20 protein-coding genes are annotated in these 22,686 nt (G+C 61.6%); 4 read left to right on the top strand and 16 right to left on the bottom strand.

Annotated features, from left to right (window positions below; all coding sequences use genetic code 11):
* Nucleotides 1–68: 68 nt before the first annotated feature.
* From choX to choV, 3 genes are all read left to right on the top strand, one after another.
* Nucleotides 69–992 carry a choline ABC transporter substrate-binding protein gene (gene choX / locus AB4Z24_RS20410; protein ID WP_441711158.1) on the top strand — a complete coding sequence of 308 codons (924 nt, stop codon included), beginning with the start codon at nt 69–71 and terminating at the stop codon, nt 990–992.
* Nucleotides 993–1,082: 90 nt separating this feature from the next.
* On the top strand, nt 1,083–1,937 hold the full coding sequence (choW, locus tag AB4Z24_RS20405; RefSeq protein WP_441711156.1) for a choline ABC transporter permease subunit: 855 nt from the start codon (nt 1,083–1,085) through the stop codon (nt 1,935–1,937).
* Nucleotides 1,934–3,124, top strand: a complete 1,191-nt coding sequence (gene choV, locus AB4Z24_RS20400) for a choline ABC transporter ATP-binding protein (protein WP_441711154.1) — start codon at nt 1,934–1,936, stop codon at nt 3,122–3,124. Before choW ends, choV begins: the two co-directional genes overlap by 4 nt.
* Before the next feature lie 25 nt (nt 3,125–3,149).
* Here choV and AB4Z24_RS20395 read toward each other — a convergent pair whose 3' ends face one another.
* From AB4Z24_RS20395 to AB4Z24_RS20345, 11 genes are all read right to left on the bottom strand, one after another.
* Nucleotides 3,150–4,265 carry a 2Fe-2S iron-sulfur cluster-binding protein gene (locus AB4Z24_RS20395; RefSeq protein ID WP_441711152.1) on the bottom strand — a complete coding sequence of 372 codons (1,116 nt, stop codon included), beginning with the start codon at nt 4,263–4,265 and terminating at the stop codon, nt 3,150–3,152.
* 6 nt (nt 4,266–4,271) lie between these two features.
* Nucleotides 4,272–5,552: an aromatic ring-hydroxylating oxygenase subunit alpha gene (locus AB4Z24_RS20390; protein WP_441711150.1), complete on the bottom strand. Its 1,281-nt coding sequence runs from the start codon at nt 5,550–5,552 to the stop codon at nt 4,272–4,274.
* Nucleotides 5,553–5,577: 25 nt separating this feature from the next.
* Complete coding sequence (locus tag AB4Z24_RS20385) at nt 5,578–6,363, bottom strand: hypothetical protein (RefSeq protein WP_441711148.1); 786 nt, start codon at nt 6,361–6,363, stop codon at nt 5,578–5,580.
* Complete coding sequence (locus AB4Z24_RS20380; RefSeq protein ID WP_441711147.1) at nt 6,360–7,481, bottom strand: electron transfer flavoprotein subunit alpha/FixB family protein; 1,122 nt, start codon at nt 7,479–7,481, stop codon at nt 6,360–6,362. Before AB4Z24_RS20380 ends, AB4Z24_RS20385 begins: the two co-directional genes overlap by 4 nt.
* Entirely contained in the window at nt 7,478–9,358 is a 1,881-nt protein-coding gene (locus AB4Z24_RS20375) for a (Fe-S)-binding protein (RefSeq protein ID WP_441711146.1), read from the bottom strand. Before AB4Z24_RS20375 ends, AB4Z24_RS20380 begins: the two co-directional genes overlap by 4 nt.
* A 2-nt stretch (nt 9,359–9,360) precedes the next feature.
* Entirely contained in the window at nt 9,361–11,424 is a 2,064-nt protein-coding gene (locus tag AB4Z24_RS20370) for an oxidoreductase (RefSeq protein WP_441711144.1), read from the bottom strand.
* Between the two features lie 10 nt (nt 11,425–11,434).
* Nucleotides 11,435–12,040: a sarcosine oxidase subunit gamma gene (locus AB4Z24_RS20365; protein ID WP_441711142.1), complete on the bottom strand. Its 606-nt coding sequence runs from the start codon at nt 12,038–12,040 to the stop codon at nt 11,435–11,437.
* Complete coding sequence (locus AB4Z24_RS20360; protein ID WP_441711140.1) at nt 12,033–15,083, bottom strand: sarcosine oxidase subunit alpha family protein; 3,051 nt, start codon at nt 15,081–15,083, stop codon at nt 12,033–12,035. Before AB4Z24_RS20360 ends, AB4Z24_RS20365 begins: the two co-directional genes overlap by 8 nt.
* Nucleotides 15,080–15,379 carry a sarcosine oxidase subunit delta gene (locus AB4Z24_RS20355; protein ID WP_441711138.1) on the bottom strand — a complete coding sequence of 100 codons (300 nt, stop codon included), beginning with the start codon at nt 15,377–15,379 and terminating at the stop codon, nt 15,080–15,082. Before AB4Z24_RS20355 ends, AB4Z24_RS20360 begins: the two co-directional genes overlap by 4 nt.
* 14 nt (nt 15,380–15,393) lie before the next feature.
* Nucleotides 15,394–16,647, bottom strand: coding sequence for a sarcosine oxidase subunit beta family protein (locus tag AB4Z24_RS20350; protein ID WP_441711136.1), 1,254 nt, complete (start codon nt 16,645–16,647; stop codon nt 15,394–15,396).
* 189 nt (nt 16,648–16,836) lie between these two features.
* Nucleotides 16,837–17,325, bottom strand: coding sequence for a hypothetical protein (locus AB4Z24_RS20345; RefSeq protein ID WP_441711135.1), 489 nt, complete (start codon nt 17,323–17,325; stop codon nt 16,837–16,839).
* A gap of 148 nt (nt 17,326–17,473) precedes the next feature.
* Here AB4Z24_RS20345 and AB4Z24_RS20340 point away from each other — a divergent pair, with 148 nt between their 5' ends.
* Nucleotides 17,474–17,947, top strand: coding sequence for a DUF1801 domain-containing protein (locus AB4Z24_RS20340; protein WP_441711133.1), 474 nt, complete (start codon nt 17,474–17,476; stop codon nt 17,945–17,947).
* 392 nt (nt 17,948–18,339) lie between these two features.
* Here AB4Z24_RS20340 and AB4Z24_RS20335 read toward each other — a convergent pair whose 3' ends face one another.
* From AB4Z24_RS20335 to AB4Z24_RS20315, 5 genes are all read right to left on the bottom strand, one after another.
* Nucleotides 18,340–18,741 (bottom strand): DoxX family protein, encoded by a 402-nt coding sequence (locus AB4Z24_RS20335; protein ID WP_441711131.1) that lies wholly within the window; start codon nt 18,739–18,741, stop codon nt 18,340–18,342.
* Nucleotides 18,742–19,426: 685 nt separating this feature from the next.
* Nucleotides 19,427–20,311: a TonB family protein gene (locus tag AB4Z24_RS20330; protein ID WP_441711129.1), complete on the bottom strand. Its 885-nt coding sequence runs from the start codon at nt 20,309–20,311 to the stop codon at nt 19,427–19,429.
* Entirely contained in the window at nt 20,311–20,772 is a 462-nt protein-coding gene (gene exbD / locus AB4Z24_RS20325; RefSeq protein ID WP_441711127.1) for a TonB system transport protein ExbD, read from the bottom strand. Before exbD ends, AB4Z24_RS20330 begins: the two co-directional genes overlap by 1 nt.
* Nucleotides 20,773–20,777: 5 nt before the next feature.
* A complete protein-coding gene (gene exbB / locus AB4Z24_RS20320) occupies nt 20,778–21,899 on the bottom strand; it encodes a tonB-system energizer ExbB (protein WP_441711125.1) in 1,122 nt (373 codons plus the stop codon).
* A 151-nt stretch (nt 21,900–22,050) separates the two neighbouring features.
* Nucleotides 22,051–22,665 carry a biliverdin-producing heme oxygenase gene (locus AB4Z24_RS20315; RefSeq protein WP_441711123.1) on the bottom strand — a complete coding sequence of 205 codons (615 nt, stop codon included), beginning with the start codon at nt 22,663–22,665 and terminating at the stop codon, nt 22,051–22,053.
* Nucleotides 22,666–22,686: the final 21 nt, after the last annotated feature.

Genomic DNA, 22,686 nt, shown 5'->3' with positions numbered 1-22,686 from the left:
TCTTGCTCAGATCTCGTCAGGCGGACTGTTGTCAATAACACCTGGTACTGCCAACAACAGGAGTTGTCATGACACGCATCGCGATGGGGGTCGCCCTTGCCCTGAGTCTGGCCGCCACCTCGGCCCACGCAGAAAGTGCGAGCTGCAAGAAAGTCCGCTTCGCCGATGTCGGTTGGACGGACATTCAAGTCACGACCGCTACCGCTCAGAACCTTCTCGAGGCTCTCGGCTACGAGCCCGAAGTCAAAACGCTGTCGGTTCCGGTCACGTACGCATCATTGAAGAACAAGGACATCGATGTCTTTCTCGGCAACTGGATGCCGAGCATGACGGCCGACATCAAACCCTACACGGACGACAAGTCCGTCGAGACGATCGGCGTCAATCTGAGCGACGCGGGCTATGGCCTCGTCGTTCCGCAATATGTTGCAGATGCGGGTGTGAAAGGCCTCAAGGACCTCGGGGCGCAAAAGGATAAATTCGGCGGCAAAATCTACGGCATCGAAGCGGGCAACGACGGCAACCGCATCATCAGCGGCATGATCGCCAAGCCGGAAAACAACTTGCAAGGCTTCGAGCTTGTTGAAAGCTCCGAAGCGGGCATGCTGACCCAAGCCGAAAAGGCAATGAAGAAGAACGAGTGGATCGTATTCCTCGGCTGGACGCCGCATCCGGTGATGGGCGAAATGAAGATCGCTTATCTCGACGGCATGGGCGATTCCGGCTTTGGCGCGGCAACGGTCAGCACCAACGTGCGCGCGGGCTACGAGAAAGAGTGCCCGAACGTCGGCAAGTTCTTAAGCAACCTCAAGTTCAATCTCGCAATGGAAGGCGCGATGATGGGCCCGGTTCTGAAGAGCGGCGCCGATCCAAAAGCGACGGCGCTGTCGTGGCTGAAAGCCAACCCCGATGCCGCCAAGCCCTGGCTTCAAGGCGTCACGACGTTCGACGGCGGCGACGCTGCGGCTGCCGTGAGCGCCGCACTCAAATAGCCTCGGTCAACACCACACGGCGCAGAGCTGGACGGCCGCATCCGGCGGCCGTCTTCTGCGGAGACGAGCTTCAGTCTAGGGAACGTGGCGATGGACCCGCTATCGAAGCTGATTACCGCCTGGAAAATTCCCATAGGCCAGTTCGGCAAGTCCGTCTTCGATTTCGTGACGGATTATTTCCAGTGGCTGTTCGATGCCGTTTCCGGGGTTCTTGGAACGGTCGTCGACGGGACGTCCGCGCTGCTCCTGCAGGTGCCTCCGATCGTTCTCGCCGTCGTCCTCGCCGGGTTTGCCTACTGGCTCAGACGATCAAAGCCGCTGGCCATCGGGGTGCTGATCGGGTTCCTTTTCATTCTCAATCAGGGGCTCTGGAAAGAGACCGTTCAAACGCTCGTGCTGGTCGTCGCTGCCACAGCGCTCTCGATGTCCATCGGCGTTCCGCTTGGCATATGGGCGGCGCATAATCCCCGCGTCTGGCGGGTGGCGCAGCCGCTGCTCGATCTGATGCAGACGATGCCAACGTTCGTCTATCTCATTCCTATCCTCATTCTATTCGGTCTCGGCGCGGCGCCGGCTTTGATCGTCACGATCATCTTCGCGATGCCCGCGCCGGTGCGCATGACATATCTCGGGCTGACCTCGATCCCCAAGCCGATGCTCGAAGCCGGCGAGAGCTTCGGCGCGACGAAGCGGCAGCTGTTGTGGAAGGTTGAACTGCCCGCGGCCCTGCCCTCCATCATGGCGGGCTTGACACAGTGCATCATGCTTTCGCTGTCGATGGTCGTCTTCGCGACACTGATCGGAGCGCCGAGCCTCGGCAATCCGGTCAACCGGGCGCTTGCCAACCGCAACATTCCGCTCGGCATTGAAGCCGGTCTGGCGCTCGTCATCCTCGCCATCATCCTCGACCGCGCCCTCTCCGTGCAAGCCGGAGCTCGCAAATGACGGTCGCAGTCGATTTCCAGAACGTCGATATCATCTTCGGCAAAGACGTCGCGAAGACGTTGGCCATGGTCGACGCGGGTGCGACGCGGGCGCAAATTCTCGCCAAGACGGGAGCCGTACTCGGCGCGGCCGGCGCCAATCTCACCGTGAACGAGGGCGAAATTTCCGTTCTCATGGGTCTTTCAGGTTCCGGCAAATCCACACTGCTGCGCGCCGTCAACGGTCTCAACAAGGTGTCGCGCGGTGCTGTCCTCGTGAAGGATGGCGACCGGATGGTGGATATCGCTTCGTGCGATGCGACGACGCTTCGCCACATGCGCCAGAAACAGGTCGCAATGGTTTTTCAGCAGTTTGCGCTGCTGCCGTGGCGAACCGTACGGGAGAATGTCGGGCTTGGACTCGAGCTTGCCGGCGTTCTGCACGCGGAACTCAAGGAGCGCGTTGACCGGCAGCTCAATCTCGTCGGCCTCGACACCTGGGCCGAGAAGTATGTTCACGAGCTTTCGGGCGGCATGCAGCAACGCGTCGGGCTTGCACGCGCCTTTGCGACGGACGCGCCGATCCTGCTGATGGACGAGCCGTTCTCGGCGCTCGACCCACTCATTCGTACAAAGCTGCAGGATGAGCTTTTGCAGCTGCAGAAATCGATCAAGAAGACGATCATCTTCGTCAGTCACGATCTCGAAGAAGCGCTGAAGATTGGCAATCGCATCACCATCATGGAAGGCGGGCGGATCGTACAGTCGGGCGCGCCGGAAGAAATCGTGCTGCAGCCTGCCGATGATTACGTCCGCGATTTCATCGCCAACGTTAATCCGCTGTCGGTACTGACGGCGTGGAACGTCATGCGCGACATGCGCGACCTCAAACGCGAGGCCGATGGGTGGATATGGCTTGACCGACGAAAGACGACGCGATTCAAAATCGATGCCTTGGGCAAAGTGCAGGCGGCCGAATGTGACGGCCGTCAAGCAGCCTGGGTGACGTGCGGCGAATGCGAAAAGCACGTCGGCGAAGATTCTTCACCCGTCTATTGGGCGAGGCCCGGCACAAGCCTCAAGACCGTCATTCTCGCAATGCACAAGTCGGGCACGGCACCCGTAGCGCTCTTCGACGACGACGATCGCTTCGTCGGCGCCATCGGCATCCGCGACGTGCTGCAGGCCATCTTGCGACGCAAGGATTGAGCGCTGCGCAGCGCCCCTCCGTCCGCTATTTTTCGATAGTGACGTTTTCGAGCGGCTTACTGCAGCAAATTAAGATCATGCCGGCGTCGATCTCGCGCTGGCGAATTCCGCCGCCGTGCTTCATCTCAACTTGACCTGAAAGCTTCTTGCTTTTGCAGGTGCCGCACACGCCTTTGCTGCACGAAAACGGCAGCCGCATTCCAGCTGCCTTTGCTGCATCGAGGATGAACTGATCGGGACGGCATTCGATCGTGCGGCCCGAGCGGGTAAACTCGATCTTGAACGTTCCGGCGTTCGCGGCGACGCCGGGGGCTGCAGCTTCCGCTTCCGGCAAGGGCACGCCTTGCCGCTCGAACGAAAAGCTCTCTTCGTGATAGTGTGCCATGTCGAAAGCGGCTTCTCGCAGCATCGCCCGGGCATTCGCCATATAGGCTTCCGGCCCGCAGCAGAAGATTTCGCGCGCCGCGAGATCCGGAACGATCGACTTCAGAAGCGGCAACGAGAGGTAACCCGTCGGCGCGCTCCAGTCGCGGGCTTCGGCAATTTTTTCGCACACGAACGCCGTTCTGAAATTGCTCGTTCCATGCGCCATCATCGCCAACTCGTGGCGAAAGATGATATCGCGCGGCGAGCGCGCGCTATGCACGAAGACGACGTCATGGTCGTCGCCGAGTTCGTAAAGCGTGCGTGCCATGGACATCAGCGGCGTCACGCCCGAGCCACCCGATATAAACAGATATTTCGGGCCTGGATGCAGCGTGCAGCTGAAGTCGCCGGACGGTCCGAGCGCTTTTATCTTGACGCCGGGTCTCATGTTGTCGTGCAGCCAATTCGAAACCCTGCCGCCCGGGTGCCGCTTCACCGTGATCGACAGCGTATCGGGGCGCGTCGGCGGCGACGATATCGTGTAGCAGCGGTTGATTACCTCGCCGTCGATCGCAAGCTCTAACGTGATGAACTGCCCGGGCCGGAAGCGGAAGAGACGCGGAGTCTCAGTGCGGAAAAGAAAGCTCTTGACGTCGTGCGTCTCCTGCCGGACGTGCGCACAAATCAGCGTATCGTCCTCGTCGGCGTTCCATTTGCCGGGCGTCGTGTCCCAAAGCTCCGGCCCCAGACGGCCCGGCCGATCTGCGTTACTCATGACGGATCAGGCGCTCGCCGCGAATGGGCTGACGGTCGCGGTTTCGTGTCCCGTTTCCGCTCGGAGCCGCTTGAAATACCAGGACATGAATTTCTCGACCAGCTCCTCGGTGTATGGCGAATACGGTCCCGGCAGATAGGCAGAGCTCTGAGAACCTATCTGCGTGCGTTCGACCAGCGCGCCGTCCTGCTTGTTCGTCGCGTGCCAGACTTCGCTCAATTCTTTCGGATCGTAATCGCGCCCTTCCACGGCATCCTTATGAATGAGCCACTTCGTTCTCAGAAGCGTGCGCTCGGCATCGATCGGCAGCACGCTGAACGTTACGATGTGATCGCTCATGAAATGATGCCAGGAATTCGGCTGCGTCCAGAATGAGAGGCCGCCGAGGTTCCGCTGCGTGAGATCACCCAGCAGCTTCTGGCAGGCGACCTTGCTGTTCATCGTCTGGGATTCACCGGCCTTATCGAGCGGCAGCCTCTGGGTACGATAGGCCGTCACGCGGCTGTCGAGAAACTCGCGTTCGACGGAGGGAAGTCCGCAGGACTCCCATCGCATGGTCTCGCGAACGATCAGATCCCTGAAGGCTTGAACCTCCTCGGAGTTTTCCGGCGACGGCTGGTAGCCAAAGCCGAATTCGTAGAGCGATACGGTCAACTCCGGATGGTTCGCCTTGCAATGGTAGCACTCACGATTGTTCTCCATCGTGAACTTCCAATTGCCGTTCTCGATGAGATCTTCCTCGTAGGCGATCTTACAGTTGCTGATCTGATGCGGAAGAATGTAGGGCTCCATCTCCTGGCGCATCTGTTCGAAATCGGCGGGTGGTTCGTCGGCGAGGCAGATGAAGATGAGGCCCGCGACGTTCCCCACGTGCACCGTCTTCAGCCCGAACTGGCTGCGATCGAAATCATCACCCATATGCTCCGTATGGATGAGCTTTCCGGTCAGATCGTATGTCCACTGGTGGTACGGGCAAACGACATTGCCGACGCTGCCTTTGTCGCCGTCGCAAAGGCGCGCGCCGCGATGCCGGCAGACGTTGTGAAAGGCGCGAACCGTCATGTCGTCGTCACGCACGACGACGACCGACGCGCGGGCGAGCGGCACCGTGAAATAATCGCCTGGCTCTGGAATGTCAGGCTCGACGCCGACAAAGATCCAGTGGCGTCCGAAAATGACGTCCATATCGAGGTCGAAGATCTCTTTGTTCCGGTAAAACGGCGCCTCGAGGCTGTAGCCGGGACGGCGACGTCCGATCATCACCCGCAGTTCGTCGGATATTTGCATGTGATCCTCCCTTCGCACGGGCATGCTAGAAATCGACGAGCCGATGTTCTCTCAGATAGTTCAGCATCACTTGTGCTTTATCGACGGTTGTCCCCTCAAAAGCGACAACGCCGCCTTTCGCCTCGGAAACGATGGCAGATTGCATCCGCGCGTGGGCTGATTTTCCGTCTTGCGCCTTGAGCTTCACCGGGCGGCGCGGCGCAGTCTCGACCGCCCATTCCGGCAGCAGCAGGGGCGCGGCCATTCCCTGATCCGGAGCAACATCGATACGGCCCGACACACGCCGGGCATATGCATATTTGAGTTCAACCGGTGCACGCGGATGAACGGAAACGACGAGCGGCAAGGGACAGGCGATCCGACGCCGCTGACCCTTTGGCAGAAACTGACGAATTTCAGCGTTCCAACGCGCGTCGGCGTTTATTGCAAGGCGCACATCGAGTGCGTTGGCGATCACCGGACGCTTAAGCGCTTCTGCCAGCGCGTATGGGAGCAGCCCGCTGCCTCGGCCGAATTCGGCATTGCCGCCGGTGAGGATGATATCGACATTCCGCAAATAGCCGGCGAGTGCTGGTGCGGCGTCGGTGCCCGCATCGACAGGCAAAACCTCGATCGTTCCCGCGCCAAGCGCCAGATAGTCTTGAAGCGAGGGCTCGTCCGCCGTGCCCGCGTGAACAACGTGAAGGGCATCGCCAGCGAGTTGGTGGCCCAACGCCATCGCAACGGCGTCAGCGCGGCAAGCGCGTGGCGCGCCGCTCACCGGATGCCGTCCCGCCGAGATCAGGGCCGCGACAGTGAGCGCGCTGCTCATCGTTCGACCTCCCCCGCTTCGCCCTGGCTGCGCGCCTGCTCCACGCGCGTTATCAGCGCCTGCATGAGTTCCTCGGCATCGCCAATGACTGTCAGATCCGCCCGCTTGACGATCGGCGCGCCTGCGTCGCGATTGATGGCGATGACGTGACGGCAGCTCTTGATGCCTTGTAGATGCTGAACGGCACCCGAAATTCCGATCGCGAAATAGGTTGTCGCGCTGACCGTCTTTCCTGATGCGCCGATCTGCTTGTCGCGCGGGAACTTGCCTTCATCGACCGCGACGCGGCTAGCGCCCACGGCTGCACCGAGCGTTCGGGCAAGCGTGTCGATTGTTTCGACGTTGTGCACGCCATTCCCTGCCGAGACAATGAAGTCTGCCTCTTCGAGCGCGATATCCGACATCTCAGTCGGCTCGTGTCCAAGATCCCGGCCAACCTCGGAGACGCCTAAAATTTGCGGCGGCTGCGTTTTCTCTCCTGCACCTACGTATGGGAGATCGATATCGACGGTCCCGGGCGCCAGGAGCAGAAAACGCGGGAGCGCTGCATTCGCAAGAGCGGTGCCGTTCCATCGGACAGACACGTGACGACGATTCAGCTCCACCACCTGCGTGGCCGCTTGGGAGCTCTCGTGCTTTGCGATCAACCGGCGACCGAGGTCGCCGTCGCCAAGCATGTTGTCAGGCATGAAGACATGCTCGGGGCGATATTCATCCAACAGCATCTGAACGGCGACGACTTCGCGCCGGGGCTGAAATCTCGCGGCATCCAGCTCGGGAATGACGATGATCCTATCGGCGCCCAATGCCGCGATGTCCTCGTGCAATTCACCGAGTATGACGGCGATGACGCCAGTTTCGGGCGTCGCAATGATGGCTGCCGCCGCAATCGCTTCGCGTGCGTGATCATCGAGCCTGCCGCGATTGGAATGGGCGATGGCCATGTGCCAGCGCTTGGCTGGTTCGCCCGTTCGGCGTGGCTTAACTTTTTCATGAGGACGAGAAATCGCGCCAAATTGCAGACCAACCCCAGCACTCTCTCCGAGCACGATGCGGCGCAATCCCGAAGGCGACAGGCGATAGGGCCGGCGTGGATCGACGCGCTTCACACCGCTCATTGTTGCGCCTCCAAAGACGAGGCCACCAGTTCGGCGATGTCCAGGATTTCAGCGCGCGCGCCCGCGACGCCTTCGAGCATGGCGGTGCATTGCGGACAAGCAACGGCGATGACATCGGCGCCGACTTCGCGCGCGTCGGCCATGCGAATATCGGGAATGCGCTGCTTGCCGGGAATGTCGGTCAGCGGCGCGCCGCCTCCGCCGCCGCAGCACCTGCCGCGGAGGCCCGCACGCTGCATTTCCCTCACCTCGATGCCGAGATTGCGCAGCAGATCGCGCGGGGCTTGCGTCTCGCCATTGTAGCGGCCGAGATAGCAGGGATCGTGGTACGTTAGCGCCCGCGTTTCTGTCGACTTTCCGAGCTGCAGTTTGCCTTGCGATGCCAGCTCGGCAAGAAGCGCCGTGTGGTGAATGACAGTGTAATTGCCACCGAACGCCGGATATTCGTTGCGCAGACTGTGCAGCACGTGCGGGTCGGACGTGACGATGCGCTTGAAATCGAGCGACGCGAGCATTGCGATATTTTGCTTTGCCAAAGCCTGGAAGGTCGCCTCGTCACCGAGACGGCGTGCGGTGTCGCCCGTATCGCACTCTCGCGCGCCGAGGATGGCGAAGTCTGCGCGCGCGGCCTTTAGACTTTTCACGAGCGCCCGGAGCGTCCGTTGATAGCGCATGTCGAATGCGCCTTCGCCGGCGACGAGCAAAAGATCGACGGGCTTCCCCGGTTGCGCCTCCGGCACTTCGAGATCGATGGCCCAGTTGTATCGCGCCGACTTCGCGTATCCGCCTTGCGTTCCCGTTTCGCGGAGGTTGCTTAGTGTTTCGGGAGCGGTTCCCGGTATGTCGCCTTGCGTGAGGTTGAGGCTGCGGCGCATACCGACAATCGCATCGACGTGCTCGATCAGCATCGGACATTCTTCGACGCACGCGCGGCACGTGGTGCAGGACCAGACCGTTTCGGCTTCGATGAGTTTCGGAATAATCGGTTGGTTGGGCGATCCCCGATGCGCGCCGATTGCGATGCCGGGATAGGGTCGGCCCGCATAGGCGACATCGCTCGAACTCGATAATCCGGCGACGAGATCCTGAATGAGTTTCTTCGGATTGAGCGGCTGGCGGGCCGCGAAAGCGGGACACGATTGCTCGCACTTTCCGCATTCGACGCAGGCATCGAAGCTCAACAGCTCGGTCCAGAGAAAATCGGATGGCTTCGTCACGCCGAAATCGCGGTTGGCCAAAGCCAGTGGCGCCAGCGCAGTGGATTGTACGCCGGAGAAGCGCTCGGGCCTTGGATGGAATGCCAGATGCAAAAGTCCCGCGACCGCATGCTTCATCGGAGAGCCAGTACCAATGCCGAGCGCCAGCTCCGCCGAACCGGCCAAGAGCAGCAACAGCGCGAGCACTGCAATGGCGAGCGAGAGTGCCTGCGGCGGGATCATAACAAGAATTGCAAGGCCAATGGCGAACGCGGTGAGCGAATACGGGAGGCGATTCCAGGCGCCGCGCGAGAGCCGTGACGGCGGCTGTTGCCGTCTTGCCCAGACGAAGTACGTGCCGGCCAGCATGACGACTGCGGCGAGCAGAATGCCCCAATCAAGAAGGCGCGCATAAATCCCGAGGCCGTAGTTGATCGCGACGAGCGCAAGCGCGGCAATCGCTCCGCCCGCCGTCACGATATGGGTCTTCGCGATATAGGGATCGCGCGCGACGACGTGATGCAAATCGACGAAGTAGCGCTTCGGCACCGCCAGCAGCTCGGACCACGCGAAGGGAGCCGCCCTCCCCGCGCGCCACAGGACAGAGCGGCGCGCAAGGCCAATCGCGAGGGTCGCGACCGAGACCCAAAAAAGCACCGTGACGGCTGGCGCGACCCACACGATCAGAAATCCTTACACAGCCGAAGCGAGTCGTAGATGGCGGCGTGGATGTTGTGCATCGAAACGCAATCACCGACGCGAAACAGCAGAAAGCGTCCGTCACCGGTGGCTTCCTGGAGCGCCGGTTGCGGTTCGGCGGCGTAGAGCGATTTGGGATCCACCTGCCCGCGATTGAGCGAGCGGTCTTTCAGCGAGGTATAGAGTTCCGTGTTCGGCGTGATGCCATTTTCAATGACGACTTGATCGACGACGCGCTCTTCAAGCTCATCGGTATATTCGTTACGCAGCACCGCGATCTTCTTGTTGCCTTCGGCATAGACGCGATCGAGCCAATGGTTCGGGGTCGGTATGATGCCTTGCGAATAGAGGCGCCGATAGAAGATCGGGAACGTGGTACCACCGACGTCGTCTGAGACTTTGGCGTCGGGCGTCACGATCTCGACGGTGCAGCCGCGGCTGGCGAGGAAATCGGCGGTGCCGAACCCAGCATGGGCGCTGATGCCGTCGTAGACGAGCACGTTCTCCGCCGGCGCGACCTTCTCCGACAGGATATCCCACGAGCTGATGGAGAGGCCATCCTTCGCGCCCCAATTCGCGACCTGATCGGAAAAACTCCGGCCGCCCGTGGCGAGCACGACGATGTCCGGCCGCTCGTTCAGCACCATTTCGGCCGTCGCGTCCGTTTCGAGGCGCCGGTCGACGCCGAGGCGTTTGGTTTCGAGATCGAACCAGCGGACGATGCCCGCCATCTGCTCGCGTTGCGGCGCCTTCGCCGCGAGATTGATCTGGCCCCCGACCGTGGCGTTGCGCTCGAACAGAATAACGTCGTGTCCGCGCGAACGAGATACGCGCGCGGCTTCGAGGCCGGCTGGACCGCCGCCGACAACAACGACGCGCCGCTTTGTGCCCTTCGTCTGCGTGATGACGTGAGGCATCGTCGCTTCGCGAGATGTCGCCGCGTTCTGAACGCAGAGCGTATCGGAGCCCGAATACATCCGATCAATGCAGTAGTTGGCGCCGACGCATTGGCGGATCTGGTCCTCGCGGCCTTCGCGGACCTTCTTCATGATGTGCGGATCGGCGATGTGCGCGCGGGTCATGCCGACCATGTCGACAAACCCGTACGCAAGGATGCGTTCCGCCTGCGTGATATCGCGGATGCCCTGCGCGTGCAGGATCGGCACGTTGACGACGGACTTGATCCCGGCCGCAAGATGCACAAACGGTTCGGGCGGCAGCGCCATTGGCGGCATGCAATTCGCCAACGTGTTGTGCGTGTCGGCGCCCGACCCAATGACGCTGATGAAATCGATCATGCCGGTTTCGGACATGCCCTGCGCGATTTCCTTCAGCACTTCGTGATCGAGGCCGTCGTCGTGGAACTCGTCGGCGCACATCCGCAGCCCGACGCAGAAATCGCGGCCGACCGCTCCGCGCACCGCCTTCAGCACTTCGAGACCGAAACGCATGCGGTTTTCGAGGCTGCCGCCCCATTCATCGGTGCGCATGTTGGTGCGCGGCGACCAGAATTGATCGATGAGTTGCTGATGGGCGGCGGAAATTTCGATGCCGTCGAAGCCCGACGCCTGGACGCGTTTGGCGGCGGCCGCGAAATCCGCGATGATGCGCGCGATATCCTCGATTTCAATTGCCTTGGCGTTGCCGCGATGGACGAACTCGCGAACGCCCGACGGCGATACGAGATGCGGCCACGGATCACCCGCATAGGCCGAGCGGCGGCCCATATGCGTCGCCTGGATCATGATCTTCATGCCATGGCGATGAACGGTTTCCGCGAGCCGCGCCATCGGCTCGATCACACGGTCCGTCGTGAGGTTGACGGGGCGCCACGCGCCTTGGGGGACATCGATCGATACGGGGCTCGATCCACCGCAAATCGCCATGCCTAGGCCGCCCTTGGCCTTTTCTTCGTAGTAGCGAATGTAGCGATCGCCGGGCATTCCGCCCGCGTCCGCGTAGACTTCGGCGTGGGCCGTCGAGTAGATGCGGTTCGGCAGCGTCAGTTGGTTGAGCTTGAGTGGCGTGAAGATGTGCGGATAGCGCATCGCTTGATCCTCAGTCTGGAGCCACGTTCGCGATGCCCAATCCGTATGGCGTGGTGGCACGCACGAGATAGCGCCAAATGTAGTCGGCGAAGCTCCGGCGCACGATCAGGCGATAACCGTCCCCCTGCTGGAATGCGTAGGCCGATGATTTTCCGAACGTCGTGCCGACGACGCGGCCCGGTTGCAAGCTTTCGAAATCATAGACGCTGACATGTCTGAGAACGTCGAGGGCGTGCGTGCCTCCGAGAAAGATTTGTGTATAGCCGCCTGAGTTATCGACGACCTGGCTCCGAACGCCAGCCAATGCCTGCTCCAAGCTCGCGCGCAGTGCGTTCACCCGACCGGGCGCCGAGATGATCATCCACTCGTCCGGCGACAGCCACAAGACCGTTACGCTTTCCGATCTCGCAAGTGTGCAGGGATCGAGGGGCAGCGGAACGCCGAGTGCTTTCGATGCGCCGCTTACGAAAGCCTGGTCTCGGCTGTCGCCGCGAAGGCTGATGTAGCCGAGGTGCGGTATCTCATTCGCCCAGACACCGTGGCTGTCGTCGATCGGCCTCGCCTGACTTGCAAGACCGAGCGCATGAAGCGGCGACCGCATGATCGGCTCAGACATTCTGCCGTTCTCCCTTGGGATCGATGAAAACGGGCGATACGAGTCTGACCTTGTGCGCCTTAGCCCCAGCGTGGGCATAAAGAACGTCGCGTCCCGCTTTGCGGCCCTCCTCGCTCCGCCGGTTGATGCCATCGCGGACAACGGCGAGTGCGATGGAGCGCCCGAGTTCGGGGCTGAAATAGCTCGACGTCACGTGTCCTAGCATCGGAACGGGTGGCGCGATGTCGGCGCGCTCGATGATCTGCGCGCCTTCGGCCAGCACGATTTCGGGATCATCCGTCAACAGGCCGACGAGCTGTTTGCGATTGGGACCGGCGGTATCGCTGCGCGCGAACGAACGCTTGCCGATAAAGCTGAATGGCTTCTTCATGCTCACGGCCCACGCCATATCGAGATCGAGCGGCGTCATTGACCCGTCGGTGTCCTGGCCGACGATGATGAAGCCCTTCTCCGCGCGCAACACGTGCATCGTTTCGGTGCCGTAGGGCGTGATGTCGAATTCGCGGCCAGCGTCCATCAGCGCTTCCCAGACGTGATGGCCGTAGTTTGCGTCGACGTTGACCTCGAAAGCGAGCTCGCCGGAGAAGCTGATGCGGAACACGCGCGCCGGTACGCCGGCCACGGTTCCGTCGCGCCAATCCATGAATTTGAAGGCCGAGGATGAGAGATCGATACCGGCGCAGACCTTCGCCAAGACCTCGCGACTCTTCGGTCCCACTATGGCCGCGGTCGCCCAGTGATCGGTTACCGACGTCATGCAGACGTCGAGATCCGGCCATTCGGTCTGATGCCATTTCTCGAGCCAGGAGAGGACGCGCGCGGCGCCACCGGTCGTCGTGGTCATGACGAAATGATCATCAGTGATGCACGCTGTTACGCCGTCATCCATCACCATGCCGTTTTCATCCAGCATCAACCCGTAGCGGCATTTGCCGGGCGCAAGCTTGCTCCAGTCGTTGGCGTAGACGCGACCCAGAAATTCGCGCACATCCTTGCCGCGAAGATCGATCTTGCCAAGGGTGGACGCGTCCATGATGCTAACGCCACGCCGCGCGGCCAGACATTCGCGGCGGACGGCTGCGTGCATGTCTTCACCCGGCAGCGGAAAATACCGGGGCCGTAACCACTGACCGACCGGTTCGAATTCGGCGCCGCGGGCGACGTGGCAGGCGTGCATCGCCGAATAACGCCGCGGCTCGAACGTCTCGTCCGCGTGGGCACCCGCGAGCGTGCCGAACGTGACCGGCGAATAGGCGGGGCGATACGTCGTCGTTCCGACTTCGGGGATGCTTATGCCGCGCGCATCGGCGGCGATGGCAAAGCCATTGACGTTCGACAGTTTGCCCTGATCCGTTCCGAAGCCCAGCGCCGTATAGCGCTTGATGTGTTCGATCGAGCGATAGTTCTCGCGCACGGCCAGATGAATGTCGGCCGCCGAAACGTCGTTCTGAAAGTCAACGAAGGCCTTCTTGCCGTGGCCTTCGCGCTTGCCGTCGGGAATGCGGAAGATGCGGCGCGGTGGAACGGTCGCCGGTTCATCGGTGTGCACATCGACTGCGCTCGTGGTGCCGGCGGATTTGCCGAGTGACGCGAGCAGATCGCCGATCGTCCGCTGTGTCTGCTCCAACGCCTGCTGCAAGCCGAATTCGCCGGTGACAGCCCCGACGCAGTAGATGCGGGATTTTGCGCGCCCGGTCGCGGGAACGACGAAGGCCAGTTTCTCCTCATCCCAATGCGGGCGGCCGCCGTCGTGACAATAGAGATGCACGGTCGGGGACAAGCCGCCGGAGCTTCCGAGCGCATCGCAATCGATACTCGGACCCGTGCCCGTGACGGCATTCCGCTCGGCATCGAGCTTCACGAGTTGCGCTCCGCTGACGGCGCGCCCTCCCCTCGCGTCGGCGATGCCGTAACCGAGCCTCAGATCGACGCCGGCGGCGCGCGCGCGCTTTTCCCAAGCGGGATTTACGCGGGTGCGCGCGTCGGCCACAACAACTTCGCAGCCAGCGCGAACAAGATCGCAGGCGCCTTGATAAACGTGCTCGTTGCTCGTCTGCAGCAATACGCGCTTGCCGGCGGCAACGCCGTACCGATTGAGATATGTCGTGAGCGCCGACGCGGTCATGATGCCGGGAAGGTCGTTGTTGCCGAACACGAGCGGGCGTTCGATTGCGCCAGTCGCGAGCACCACGTTTTCCGCGCGGATGCGATGCAGCCTCTGGCGCGGGCGATGTGGCACGCGTTCTCCGAGCGGCAGATGATCCTGAAGCTGCTCGACACCCAAAACCAGGTTCATGTCGTGGAGTGCGAATGCGCTCGTTCGCGTCAGCACTTCGACGTTCGGCATGCTCTGTAGCTCGCCGATCACGACTTTGAGCCAAGCATCCGACGCCTTGCCGCCGATGATGCTATACGGCGATGACAGTAGCCAACCGCCGCATTCCTTCTGCTCATCGACCAGCACGACTTTCAAGCCGGCGCGCCCCGCAGCCAGTGCCGCGAGCAATCCGCTGGCGCCCCCGCCAACGACAAGAACTTGCGTGTGGCGATGGCTATGATCGTAGGTTTCGGGATCGGATTCCGTCGGCGCGCTGCCGTAACCCGCGGCCTGCCGGATGATGTGCTCGAACTTCGGCCAGAGCTTCTGGTTTTGAAACGTCTTGTAGTAGAAGCCCGCCGGCATGAAACGCGCAAATAGGCCGCCGATGCTTTTGAGATCGAACTCAAGCGTCGGGTAGCCGGTCGTGCGGCGCGCAATGAGGCCGTCGTACAGCTCGACCTGCGTCGCCTTGAGATTGGGGATCGTGTGCGCGCCCGTTTCGATCTGCATGAGCGCGTTCGGCTCTTCGGGACCGGAGCCGACGATGCCGCGCGGACGGCCGTATTTGAAGCTGCGCGCGAGCATACGCACGTCATTTGCGAGAAGCGCAGAGGCAAGCGTATCGCCAGCGAATCCGGAGTAAGGTTGGCCATCGAACGAGAACGACAGCGGCTTTGCGAAATCGATCCGCGCACTTGGGCGCCGGACGCGGAAACTGGTCACGTTGCGCCACCCTCCGCGTCATAGGCCATTCGGCCTTCGGCTAGCGTCCATGATCCGGCAATGGCATTCGTCGCGGTGTTGCGCTTCACGACGAAGAACTTGCGGCAGCCGGTGTTGTGCGACCACATTTCCCAATGCCAGCCCTTGGGATTTTTGCGCATGAAAAGATAATCGCCCCATGCGTCGTCACTGAGTGTTTCCGGCGTCGACGGGCGCGGAATGAACGCCTCGCCGCCGTAGCCGAATTCTTCCTCTTCCCGGTTTTCCCCGCAATGCGGGCAGAAAAACACAAACATCGCGAGGTCCTGAATTAATGAGCGACGCCGGCGGCGCCGTGCTCATCGATGAGATGTCCCGTTGAAAAGCGTGCCAGATCGAAGGCACGGTTGAGCGGATGCGGGTCGTCCTTCGCGATCGTATGAGCGAAGACATTTCCGGAACCCGGCGTCGCCTTGAAGCCGCCCGTTCCCCAACCGCAGTTGAAGTAGAGGCCCTTGATCTTGGTTTTGCTGATAATCGGGCATGCGTCGGGCGTTGTATCGACGATGCCGCCCCACTGGCGATTCATGCGCACGCGCGAGAACATCGGGAAAAGCTCGATGATAGCAGCTGCCGTATGCTCGATGATGTGCGGGCTGCCGCGCTGCGTGTAGCTGTTGTAGTGATCTATGCCCGCACCGATGACCAGCTCGCCTTTGTCGGACTGACTTGCATAGCCATGCACGGCATTCGACATGACGACCGTATCGAGCACGGGCTTCATGGATTCGGAGACAAACGCCTGCAGCGGATGGCTCTCGATCGGCATCCGAATGCCCGCCATCTTGGCGAGAACGGACGAGTGCCCGGAAGCAACGCAGCCGACGCGCTCGCACTTGATCGGTCCGCGCGTCGTCTCCAATCCGACGATACGGCCGTTTGCGATGTCCATGCCGGTGACTTCGCAGTTCTCGATGATGTCGACACCGTACTTGCTGGCCGCGCGTGCAAATCCCCATGCAACGGCATCGTGCCGGGCAATGCCGCCGCGCGGCTGGAAACTGGCGCCGAGAACCGGGTATCGCGCCGTCTTCGCCGTGTTGAGAATGGGAATGCGCCGCTTCACCTCGGCAGCATCGAGGACGAGCGCATCGATGCCGTTCAGATTGTTGGCGTTCACGCGGCGCTCGATGTCGCGCATGTCCTGCAGCGTATGGCCGAGATTGAAGACACCGCGCTGACTGAACATGACGTTGAAATTCAGGTCTTCGGTCAGACCTTCCCACAGCTTCAGCGCGTGTTCGTAAAGAAGGGCGGCTTCGTCCCAAAGATAATTGGAGCGGACAATCGTCGTGTTGCGCGCGGTGTTGCCGCCGCCGAGATATCCCTTCTCGATGACCGCGACTTTGCGAAGCCCATGTTCCTTGGCCAGGTAATAGGCGGTCGCAAGACCGTGGCCGCCAGCGCCGACGATCACGACGTCATAGGACGGCTTCGGCTCGGCGCTCCGCCACGCCGGATCCCAGCCTTCGTTGTGCCTGAGGCCCTTCGTGAAAAGCGACCAGGAAGAGTAGTCTTTCCTCATCAATACTCCTCAGCGGCATCACACGACTGGGCGATGAACAGCTATTTATCGAGATGCATGCGCTAGTTAGGCGGACGGTCCGCTTTCCGTGCAGCCGCAGAAGACGCAAACTTTGCAAATTGCGACACGATGGGACCTGCGTCACCCGGCTTTCGCCTCGAGCTGTGGACGACTGACGCCGTTTCCCTCCTAGGCTCCGCGCATCTTGGCGATCAGGTCACGCACCGGATCAATCGAGATGTCGGGTCTTCCGGCCAGCTCGAGTTCGCAGAATTCCTTGGTGACGACTTCATGCTCGGTCAAAAATCGCAAAGTCTCGGCGTCCTCAGGGGCGCATCGCTGTTCCAGTGCGGCGTAGCGCGGAATGATCGGATCGAGCTCGCCGCTGAAGCGCTTCATGAAGTCGTCCCACGGCATGCTGGCGTATTTTGGGACGTGGTCGATGCCCTTCTGGCGATAAGCTTCGCTTTCGCGCGCATCGCCCCCGAGCTTGGCGACGAGATCCCGCATTCTGGCCTTCGTGACGACTTCGAGTTCGGTCAGAATGCGCCACTTCTTCGCCCGGTCCGGGTCTGCCATCGCATCGGCAATGCCGTTGTACAGCGCCTCGCCGTAAACTTCGCCCTGATAGGCGCGCTCGACCTTGCTGATGAAGTCATCTTTTGCTTCGACCGTCATGGAGTGTCACCCCTCTCTCCGGCTATTATCTATCGATGTAACATTCCGGGCCGAACTATGCCAAACGGCTATCTGCATTTGGCGTGCTGACGACTTAGCGGCGGAACGCCGGTTCGGCCAATGCGAAAACATTCAAAGGGATGAACCAATGCGCAAGCCCGCAACCAAAGCGCGCCCGGTCGTTGCCAAAGGGACGTCCGAGACGCCGGTGAGGATTGCGAAGACAGGCGCGGAAGGAGTCGACACTCCCGCGCAGTTGATAGACGCGAAGATCAAGGAGCTGAACGACTGGCGCGGCGAGACCCTCGCGCGTCTCCGGACTCTCATCAGGCAGGCCGATCCTGACGTGACCGAGACATGGAAATGGCGCGGCGTTCCTGTGTGGGAGCACGCGGGAATAATCTGCACCGGCGAGACGTACAAATCCGTCGTGAAGATGACCTTCGCCAAGGGAGCCGCGTTGGACGATCCATCGGGCTTGTTCAACTCCAGCCTCGAAGGGAATGTCAGGCGCGCCATCGATATCCGTGAGGGCGACAGGATCGATGAAAAAGCCTTGACGGCGCTCATCCGCGCCGCCGTGGCATTGAACGCGTCCACCAGCTCACGGAAGAAGACGTGAAGGATTGAAGAGTAAGCGGCAACGCGACCCAAACCGCAAACGAGATCTGCGGTTCAATTGTTGAACCGTCCCTCTCTCGACGACAACCAGACGCGAGATTCAATTTTGCGGACGGCTACCGCTTTGCGGGGCTGAGGCATTCGGCGAAAGACTCTCGCCCATGCATGCTCCAACGGGCTCCATCGGTTGATCGTAAACGTATCCGCACGTATCGCGGCATCGCTTCGCCAGGTCTTTGAGGTCGGGAGCGTTCAATTTGTCGCCGGGATGGACTTGGCCTTTGGCGTCCTTGCATTGGCAGTCACAACCGGCGAACGCACCATCGCCTTGAAATATGAAGCAGCTCGCCAGCCCGATAATGAGAATTAGTCTTTGCATCGATATTTCCATAGCTATTTCTTATCGAAGAACTTGCTGTCCAAGCTTAAAGATCCGCCACCAGCAAAAACGAGATAGAGAAAAACAAAGCAAAAAAGGATTGCACTATCTCCGCGGTTCACGATCGGGAGAAAGCTTTTGGGGGCGTGCACAAGCCAATACGCAATTGCCATTTCTCCAGAAAGCAGCAACGCGACGGGGCGTGTGAACAGACCAAGGACCAAAAGTCCGCCGCCGACAAGTTCGAGCACACCGGCAAACCAGTCGAGCGAAAGAAACGTTGCTACTGGCATGTTCGGCGGCGGCGGCAAATTGAACAGCTTCTGCATGCCGTGTTCAAAGAAGAGCATTGCCGTCACGATCCTCAAGATGCTGAGGACGACCGGTTCCCAACGCTCGAGCGATTGCAACACCATGAAATCCCTCTCCTGCAGCTTTCCAGCGGAGACAGAGAGGCTTTTCTATCAGCCTGCGCGCAAAATCAATTGGCGCGCCGCTGGACCTTTGGCAATTTTGCAGTTCGGTACACGTAGCCACCCTGCGGATCAGGAACACATCCCGATGGAGCGGATTAATTTTCCTGCAATGGCCGCCGTTACTGCCTCGCCTCCGGGAACGCATTGACTGCCTAGCCCGACGGATGGCTGGATATTCCCGCCTCTCCGATGATTTCCAGGGGTGCTCGCGCTGCTGCAAGCGTCTGGCCTCATACTGGCTCTGATCGCCGATGCGCCATGGGAATCGCTAGCTTGGGTGCTGGTTGCCGCATCCGGTGTGATGTTCGCCGTTTTTCTTGTACGCGGGCTACCCAAAACGACGGAGCAAGAACTCCTTCGCTTCTAGTCTAACCTTTTGCCGAAATTCAGTCATTTAGCCTTACCGATCGGATCGCGCCGAAGTTGGACAACAAGCGTGACGCCTAATTGGTCAGGGACAACCCAAAGTTCCGGCGCGCCGGTGTACGTTCAGCTCACCGAATTGTCGGTATGCCACTGTTCGTCCCCCGCGAAAATCCGACGTCGACGTGGGTCGGTGAATCCGCGCACATCAAAGCGTTTTTATGCAGATCAAAATCTGAGTAAGCGATTGCGGGCGTCAACGTCATCGCGAGAACCGGACGGGCACGGTGAGAACAACGGTGCCGCCGGGAATGTTGGTGGGTGGTGGCGGCACCGGGCTCGCGCGGCGCGGGAGTGCGGCGGCTTCCTGGTCGAGCACATTGCTGCCTGAAGAGCGGATCAGGCGCGCCGAGAGGACGCGGCCCGCACGATCGATGGTGAAGGCGACCGAGGACGTTCCACCGCCGCCGCCCGGAGAGCGCTTGAAGCGCTCGAGATGCGCCATCACCATGCCGCGCCACGTCGCAATCGACATCGACGAGGAGGTGCCGGACACCGGAGCCGCGTTGGTCTTGGCCCGTGGCAGCGGCATCGCCTTCGGCGCCATCGCCGTCTTCTTCGTCGCCTTCGGCCGTTCCTGCGGCTTGGCTTCCTTCACCACCTTCTCTTTGGGCGGCTCGGGCTTTTCCTCTTCCGTCTTCGGTTCGGGCGGCTTCGGCGGGGGTGTCGGCAGCAGGGCTTCCGCGTTCGGAACCGCATCGAGCTTCGGCGTCTCGACGGGCTTTGCCTCTTCCACCGGTTTGGCGTCCGGCTCAACCTTCGCCGGCTCATGCACCGGCTCGGACGTGGGCTCCGTCTTCTCGACCGGCTTCTCCTTGGCCTCGTTCGGCGTGCTCTCCTCCTGGTGGTCCTGTGTCGGTCCAACGGCGAGGTTCTGCGGCGTCGTCTCGGGCGCAACGGGAAGCGGCGCCAGCTCGATCATCACCGCAGCGGGCGGCTGACCTGCCTCGACCGGCGGCTTCGGCCAATTGAGAACCGCCCAGGCCGTGCCGCCGTGCAGCGCTGCAACGCAAAGCACTGCGCCACTCCAGCGGAGAGCCATCCGCACCCGCGTCTCATAGAGCTGGTGACTGACCGCCGTTGCCATTAGTGCGGCTCCGGTTTGCTGGATGACGCCGGCGCGGGCACGGTGCCTTCGAGGCCAACCAGCGCGATCTTCAGATATCCGGTCTGGCGCAGGAGGTTCATGACCTCCATCAGGTCGCCGTAAGAGACGGCCTTGTCGGCACGCACGAACACCCGTTGCGTGGGGTCGCCGCTCGTCTTCTGGTCGAGCGCCGCTTTCAGGCCCTCGCGCGGAATCGGATCGTCGCCGAAGGCTAGCGACAGATCGTTCTTGACGGTGAGGAAGACCGGATCGGTCGGGCGCGGCTGCGGCGTCGCGTTGGACGCTGGCAGATCGACGGGAACATCGACCGTCGACAACGGCGCCGCCACCATGAACACGATCAGCAGCACCAGCATGACGTCGATGAACGGCGTGACGTTGATCTCGTGCGTCTCTGCGAGATCGTCGCTGTCGTCGCGATGCCTGAGGCTGCCAGCCATTGCTCTTACTCCGCCGCCCGAGTGAACGGGCGTGATCCGTGCTGCGGAAGACAGAGCAGGTCGAGTTCGCGACTGACCATTCGTTCCACGACGGCCGAAGCGTCGGCGAGGAGAAGGCGGTAGCCTGCGATCGAGCGGGCGAACACGTTATAGATGACGACCGCCGGGATCGCGGCCACCAACCCGAGTGCGGTCGTCAGCAAGGCTTCGGCGATGCCCGGCGCCACGACGGCGAGATTGGTCGTCTGCGCCTCGCTGATGCCGATGAAGGCGTTCATGATGCCCCAGACCGTGCCGAAGAGACCGACGAACGGAGCGACCGCACCGATTGTCGCCAATACGCCGGTGCCGAGCGTCATGCGGCGTCCCGCAGCGGCTTCGACGCGCGACAGCCGCGACGTGACCCGCTCCTTGATGCCGTCCGTCAGTCCGCGGCCATCGTAGACATGATCGAGCAAGGCCGCTGAGCTCCGGATTTCTTCTGCCGCTTCGCGAATGAGGACCGGCGCCGGTCCTCTCGTACGTTTCGTCATCTCGACGGCGCGGCTGAGGCTGTCGGCGGACGCAATCTCTCCGATCGCCCGCCTGAGACCTCGCTTGGCGCTCATTAGCTCGACCGCCTTGGCGAGCCACACCGTCCAAGTCAGGAACGACGCGATCGCAAGCCCGATCATCACCGATTTCACGACTACATCTGCCTGCTGGAACATGCCCCACGGCGACAGGTCGCGCGGCAGCGTTCCGGACGATGCGGCAGGGGCGGACGGCGGCGCCTCAGGCAATGGCTTGGGAGACGCTGCCGGTGAAGATTCCGGCGACGCTGGAGCAACGGAAGATGCCGGAGGCGCAGTCTCGGAGACTGTCGAAGCAGGCGCAGGTTCCGACGGTGGTGAGTTCTCCGACGCCGACGGCGGGCTGGACTCATGAGACGCGGCGGCCGGAGCCGTTAGCGGTGCGGACTGTGACGGCGTCACGCTCTCGGCTGCTGCGGGCGCAGCCGGAGCAGATGACTGCGGCATTTCCGAAGCAGGTGTGCCGGTCGCCTCCGGCATCTGCGCGCGGCTCGTCGTGGCGCACACGCAGACGAGCGCGACGAGGCAAAAGGCAAAACGGGATCTGCTGTTCATGTCATGACCTGCGACGTTCAGGGCGCAAACGCACCAATGACGCCGGTTCCATCGGACTGATGAAACCGGATGCGCTGGCTGGCTATTGACCGGGAAGGTCGTCCTGGCTGGCTTGCGCTCCGCCCCTCAAGAGGCGGTTATTGTCTAGTCCTTAGACGGCTGCGGCAGCGGTTTGCGCCACCGCAAGATGCTCATCGACGAGTGCCGCGACGCACGTGAAGGCCGCAGTCGCGCCGGCAATCGCCCGTTGCTCGTCTTCCTCTGAAAGTGTCACCGCATCGAGCGCCGCCGTGAAACCGCGCCAATGAGCGCCGCGCCCCTCGGGTGCCGCCGCCAGATGGCGCGCGCCGAACGTCTCATCGAGCCCGAGCTTCCCCGCTTCCTTCAACAGGAAAGCCGCGCCGAGGTTAGACCCCTCCACCACGTAGAGCCAGCCGAGGGCTGTCGGAACGTCGACGTGACCGCCGAAATGCGGAGCGATGTCGTAGCGCGGAACGGCGACGCCGAGATCGGCGAGATCGTCTTCGATCTGCGAGAGCCTCTGCCGGCCCGCAAGGTCCGGTATTAATGCTGCGAGCGACGCGTTGCCATAGAGCGCCGCGAGATCGCGATGGAACGCATGCTGCACCTTGACGAAACGCACGTACCGCTCGCGATCCGCAAACGGTGCCGCTGCCATGATGCGCGTGTCGAGACGCTCGTGCGCCTCGTGCGTCTCAGATTTTAGGCGTTTGGCGCGGCTTGCTTCAAGTTCGATCATTGTCATTGTGGATAAGCCTTTGGCAAA

The sequence above is a fragment of the Hyphomicrobium sp. 2TAF46 genome, assembly GCF_052114865.1.
GTDB lineage: Bacteria > Pseudomonadota > Alphaproteobacteria > Rhizobiales > Hyphomicrobiaceae > Hyphomicrobium_B.
The sequence above is the reverse complement of the archived record's forward strand: the minus strand, read 5'-3'. Positions and strand labels throughout refer to the sequence as shown.

What these genes read in the sequence shown, in the direction of transcription:
- choX (WP_441711158.1), top strand. Translation starts at nt 69, where the DNA reads ATGACACGCATCGCGATGGGGGTCGCCCTTGCCCTGAGTCTGGCCGCC.
- choW (WP_441711156.1), top strand. Translation starts at nt 1,083, where the DNA reads ATGGACCCGCTATCGAAGCTGATTACCGCCTGGAAAATTCCCATAGGC.
- choV (WP_441711154.1), top strand. Translation starts at nt 1,934, where the DNA reads ATGACGGTCGCAGTCGATTTCCAGAACGTCGATATCATCTTCGGCAAA.
- AB4Z24_RS20395 (WP_441711152.1), bottom strand. Translation starts at nt 4,265, where the DNA reads ATGAGTAACGCAGATCGGCCGGGCCGTCTGGGGCCGGAGCTTTGGGAC.
- AB4Z24_RS20390 (WP_441711150.1), bottom strand. Translation starts at nt 5,552, where the DNA reads ATGCAAATATCCGACGAACTGCGGGTGATGATCGGACGTCGCCGTCCC.
- AB4Z24_RS20385 (WP_441711148.1), bottom strand. Translation starts at nt 6,363, where the DNA reads ATGAGCAGCGCGCTCACTGTCGCGGCCCTGATCTCGGCGGGACGGCAT.
- AB4Z24_RS20380 (WP_441711147.1), bottom strand. Translation starts at nt 7,481, where the DNA reads ATGAGCGGTGTGAAGCGCGTCGATCCACGCCGGCCCTATCGCCTGTCG.
- AB4Z24_RS20370 (WP_441711144.1), bottom strand. Translation starts at nt 11,424, where the DNA reads ATGCGCTATCCGCACATCTTCACGCCACTCAAGCTCAACCAACTGACG.
- AB4Z24_RS20365 (WP_441711142.1), bottom strand. Translation starts at nt 12,040, where the DNA reads ATGTCTGAGCCGATCATGCGGTCGCCGCTTCATGCGCTCGGTCTTGCA.
- AB4Z24_RS20355 (WP_441711138.1), bottom strand. Translation starts at nt 15,379, where the DNA reads ATGTTTGTGTTTTTCTGCCCGCATTGCGGGGAAAACCGGGAAGAGGAA.
- AB4Z24_RS20350 (WP_441711136.1), bottom strand. Translation starts at nt 16,647, where the DNA reads ATGAGGAAAGACTACTCTTCCTGGTCGCTTTTCACGAAGGGCCTCAGG.
- AB4Z24_RS20345 (WP_441711135.1), bottom strand. Translation starts at nt 17,325, where the DNA reads ATGACGGTCGAAGCAAAAGATGACTTCATCAGCAAGGTCGAGCGCGCC.
- AB4Z24_RS20340 (WP_441711133.1), top strand. Translation starts at nt 17,474, where the DNA reads ATGCGCAAGCCCGCAACCAAAGCGCGCCCGGTCGTTGCCAAAGGGACG.
- AB4Z24_RS20335 (WP_441711131.1), bottom strand. Translation starts at nt 18,741, where the DNA reads ATGGTGTTGCAATCGCTCGAGCGTTGGGAACCGGTCGTCCTCAGCATC.
- AB4Z24_RS20330 (WP_441711129.1), bottom strand. Translation starts at nt 20,311, where the DNA reads ATGGCAACGGCGGTCAGTCACCAGCTCTATGAGACGCGGGTGCGGATG.
- exbD (WP_441711127.1), bottom strand. Translation starts at nt 20,772, where the DNA reads ATGGCTGGCAGCCTCAGGCATCGCGACGACAGCGACGATCTCGCAGAG.
- exbB (WP_441711125.1), bottom strand. Translation starts at nt 21,899, where the DNA reads ATGAACAGCAGATCCCGTTTTGCCTTTTGCCTCGTCGCGCTCGTCTGC.
- AB4Z24_RS20315 (WP_441711123.1), bottom strand. Translation starts at nt 22,665, where the DNA reads ATGACAATGATCGAACTTGAAGCAAGCCGCGCCAAACGCCTAAAATCT.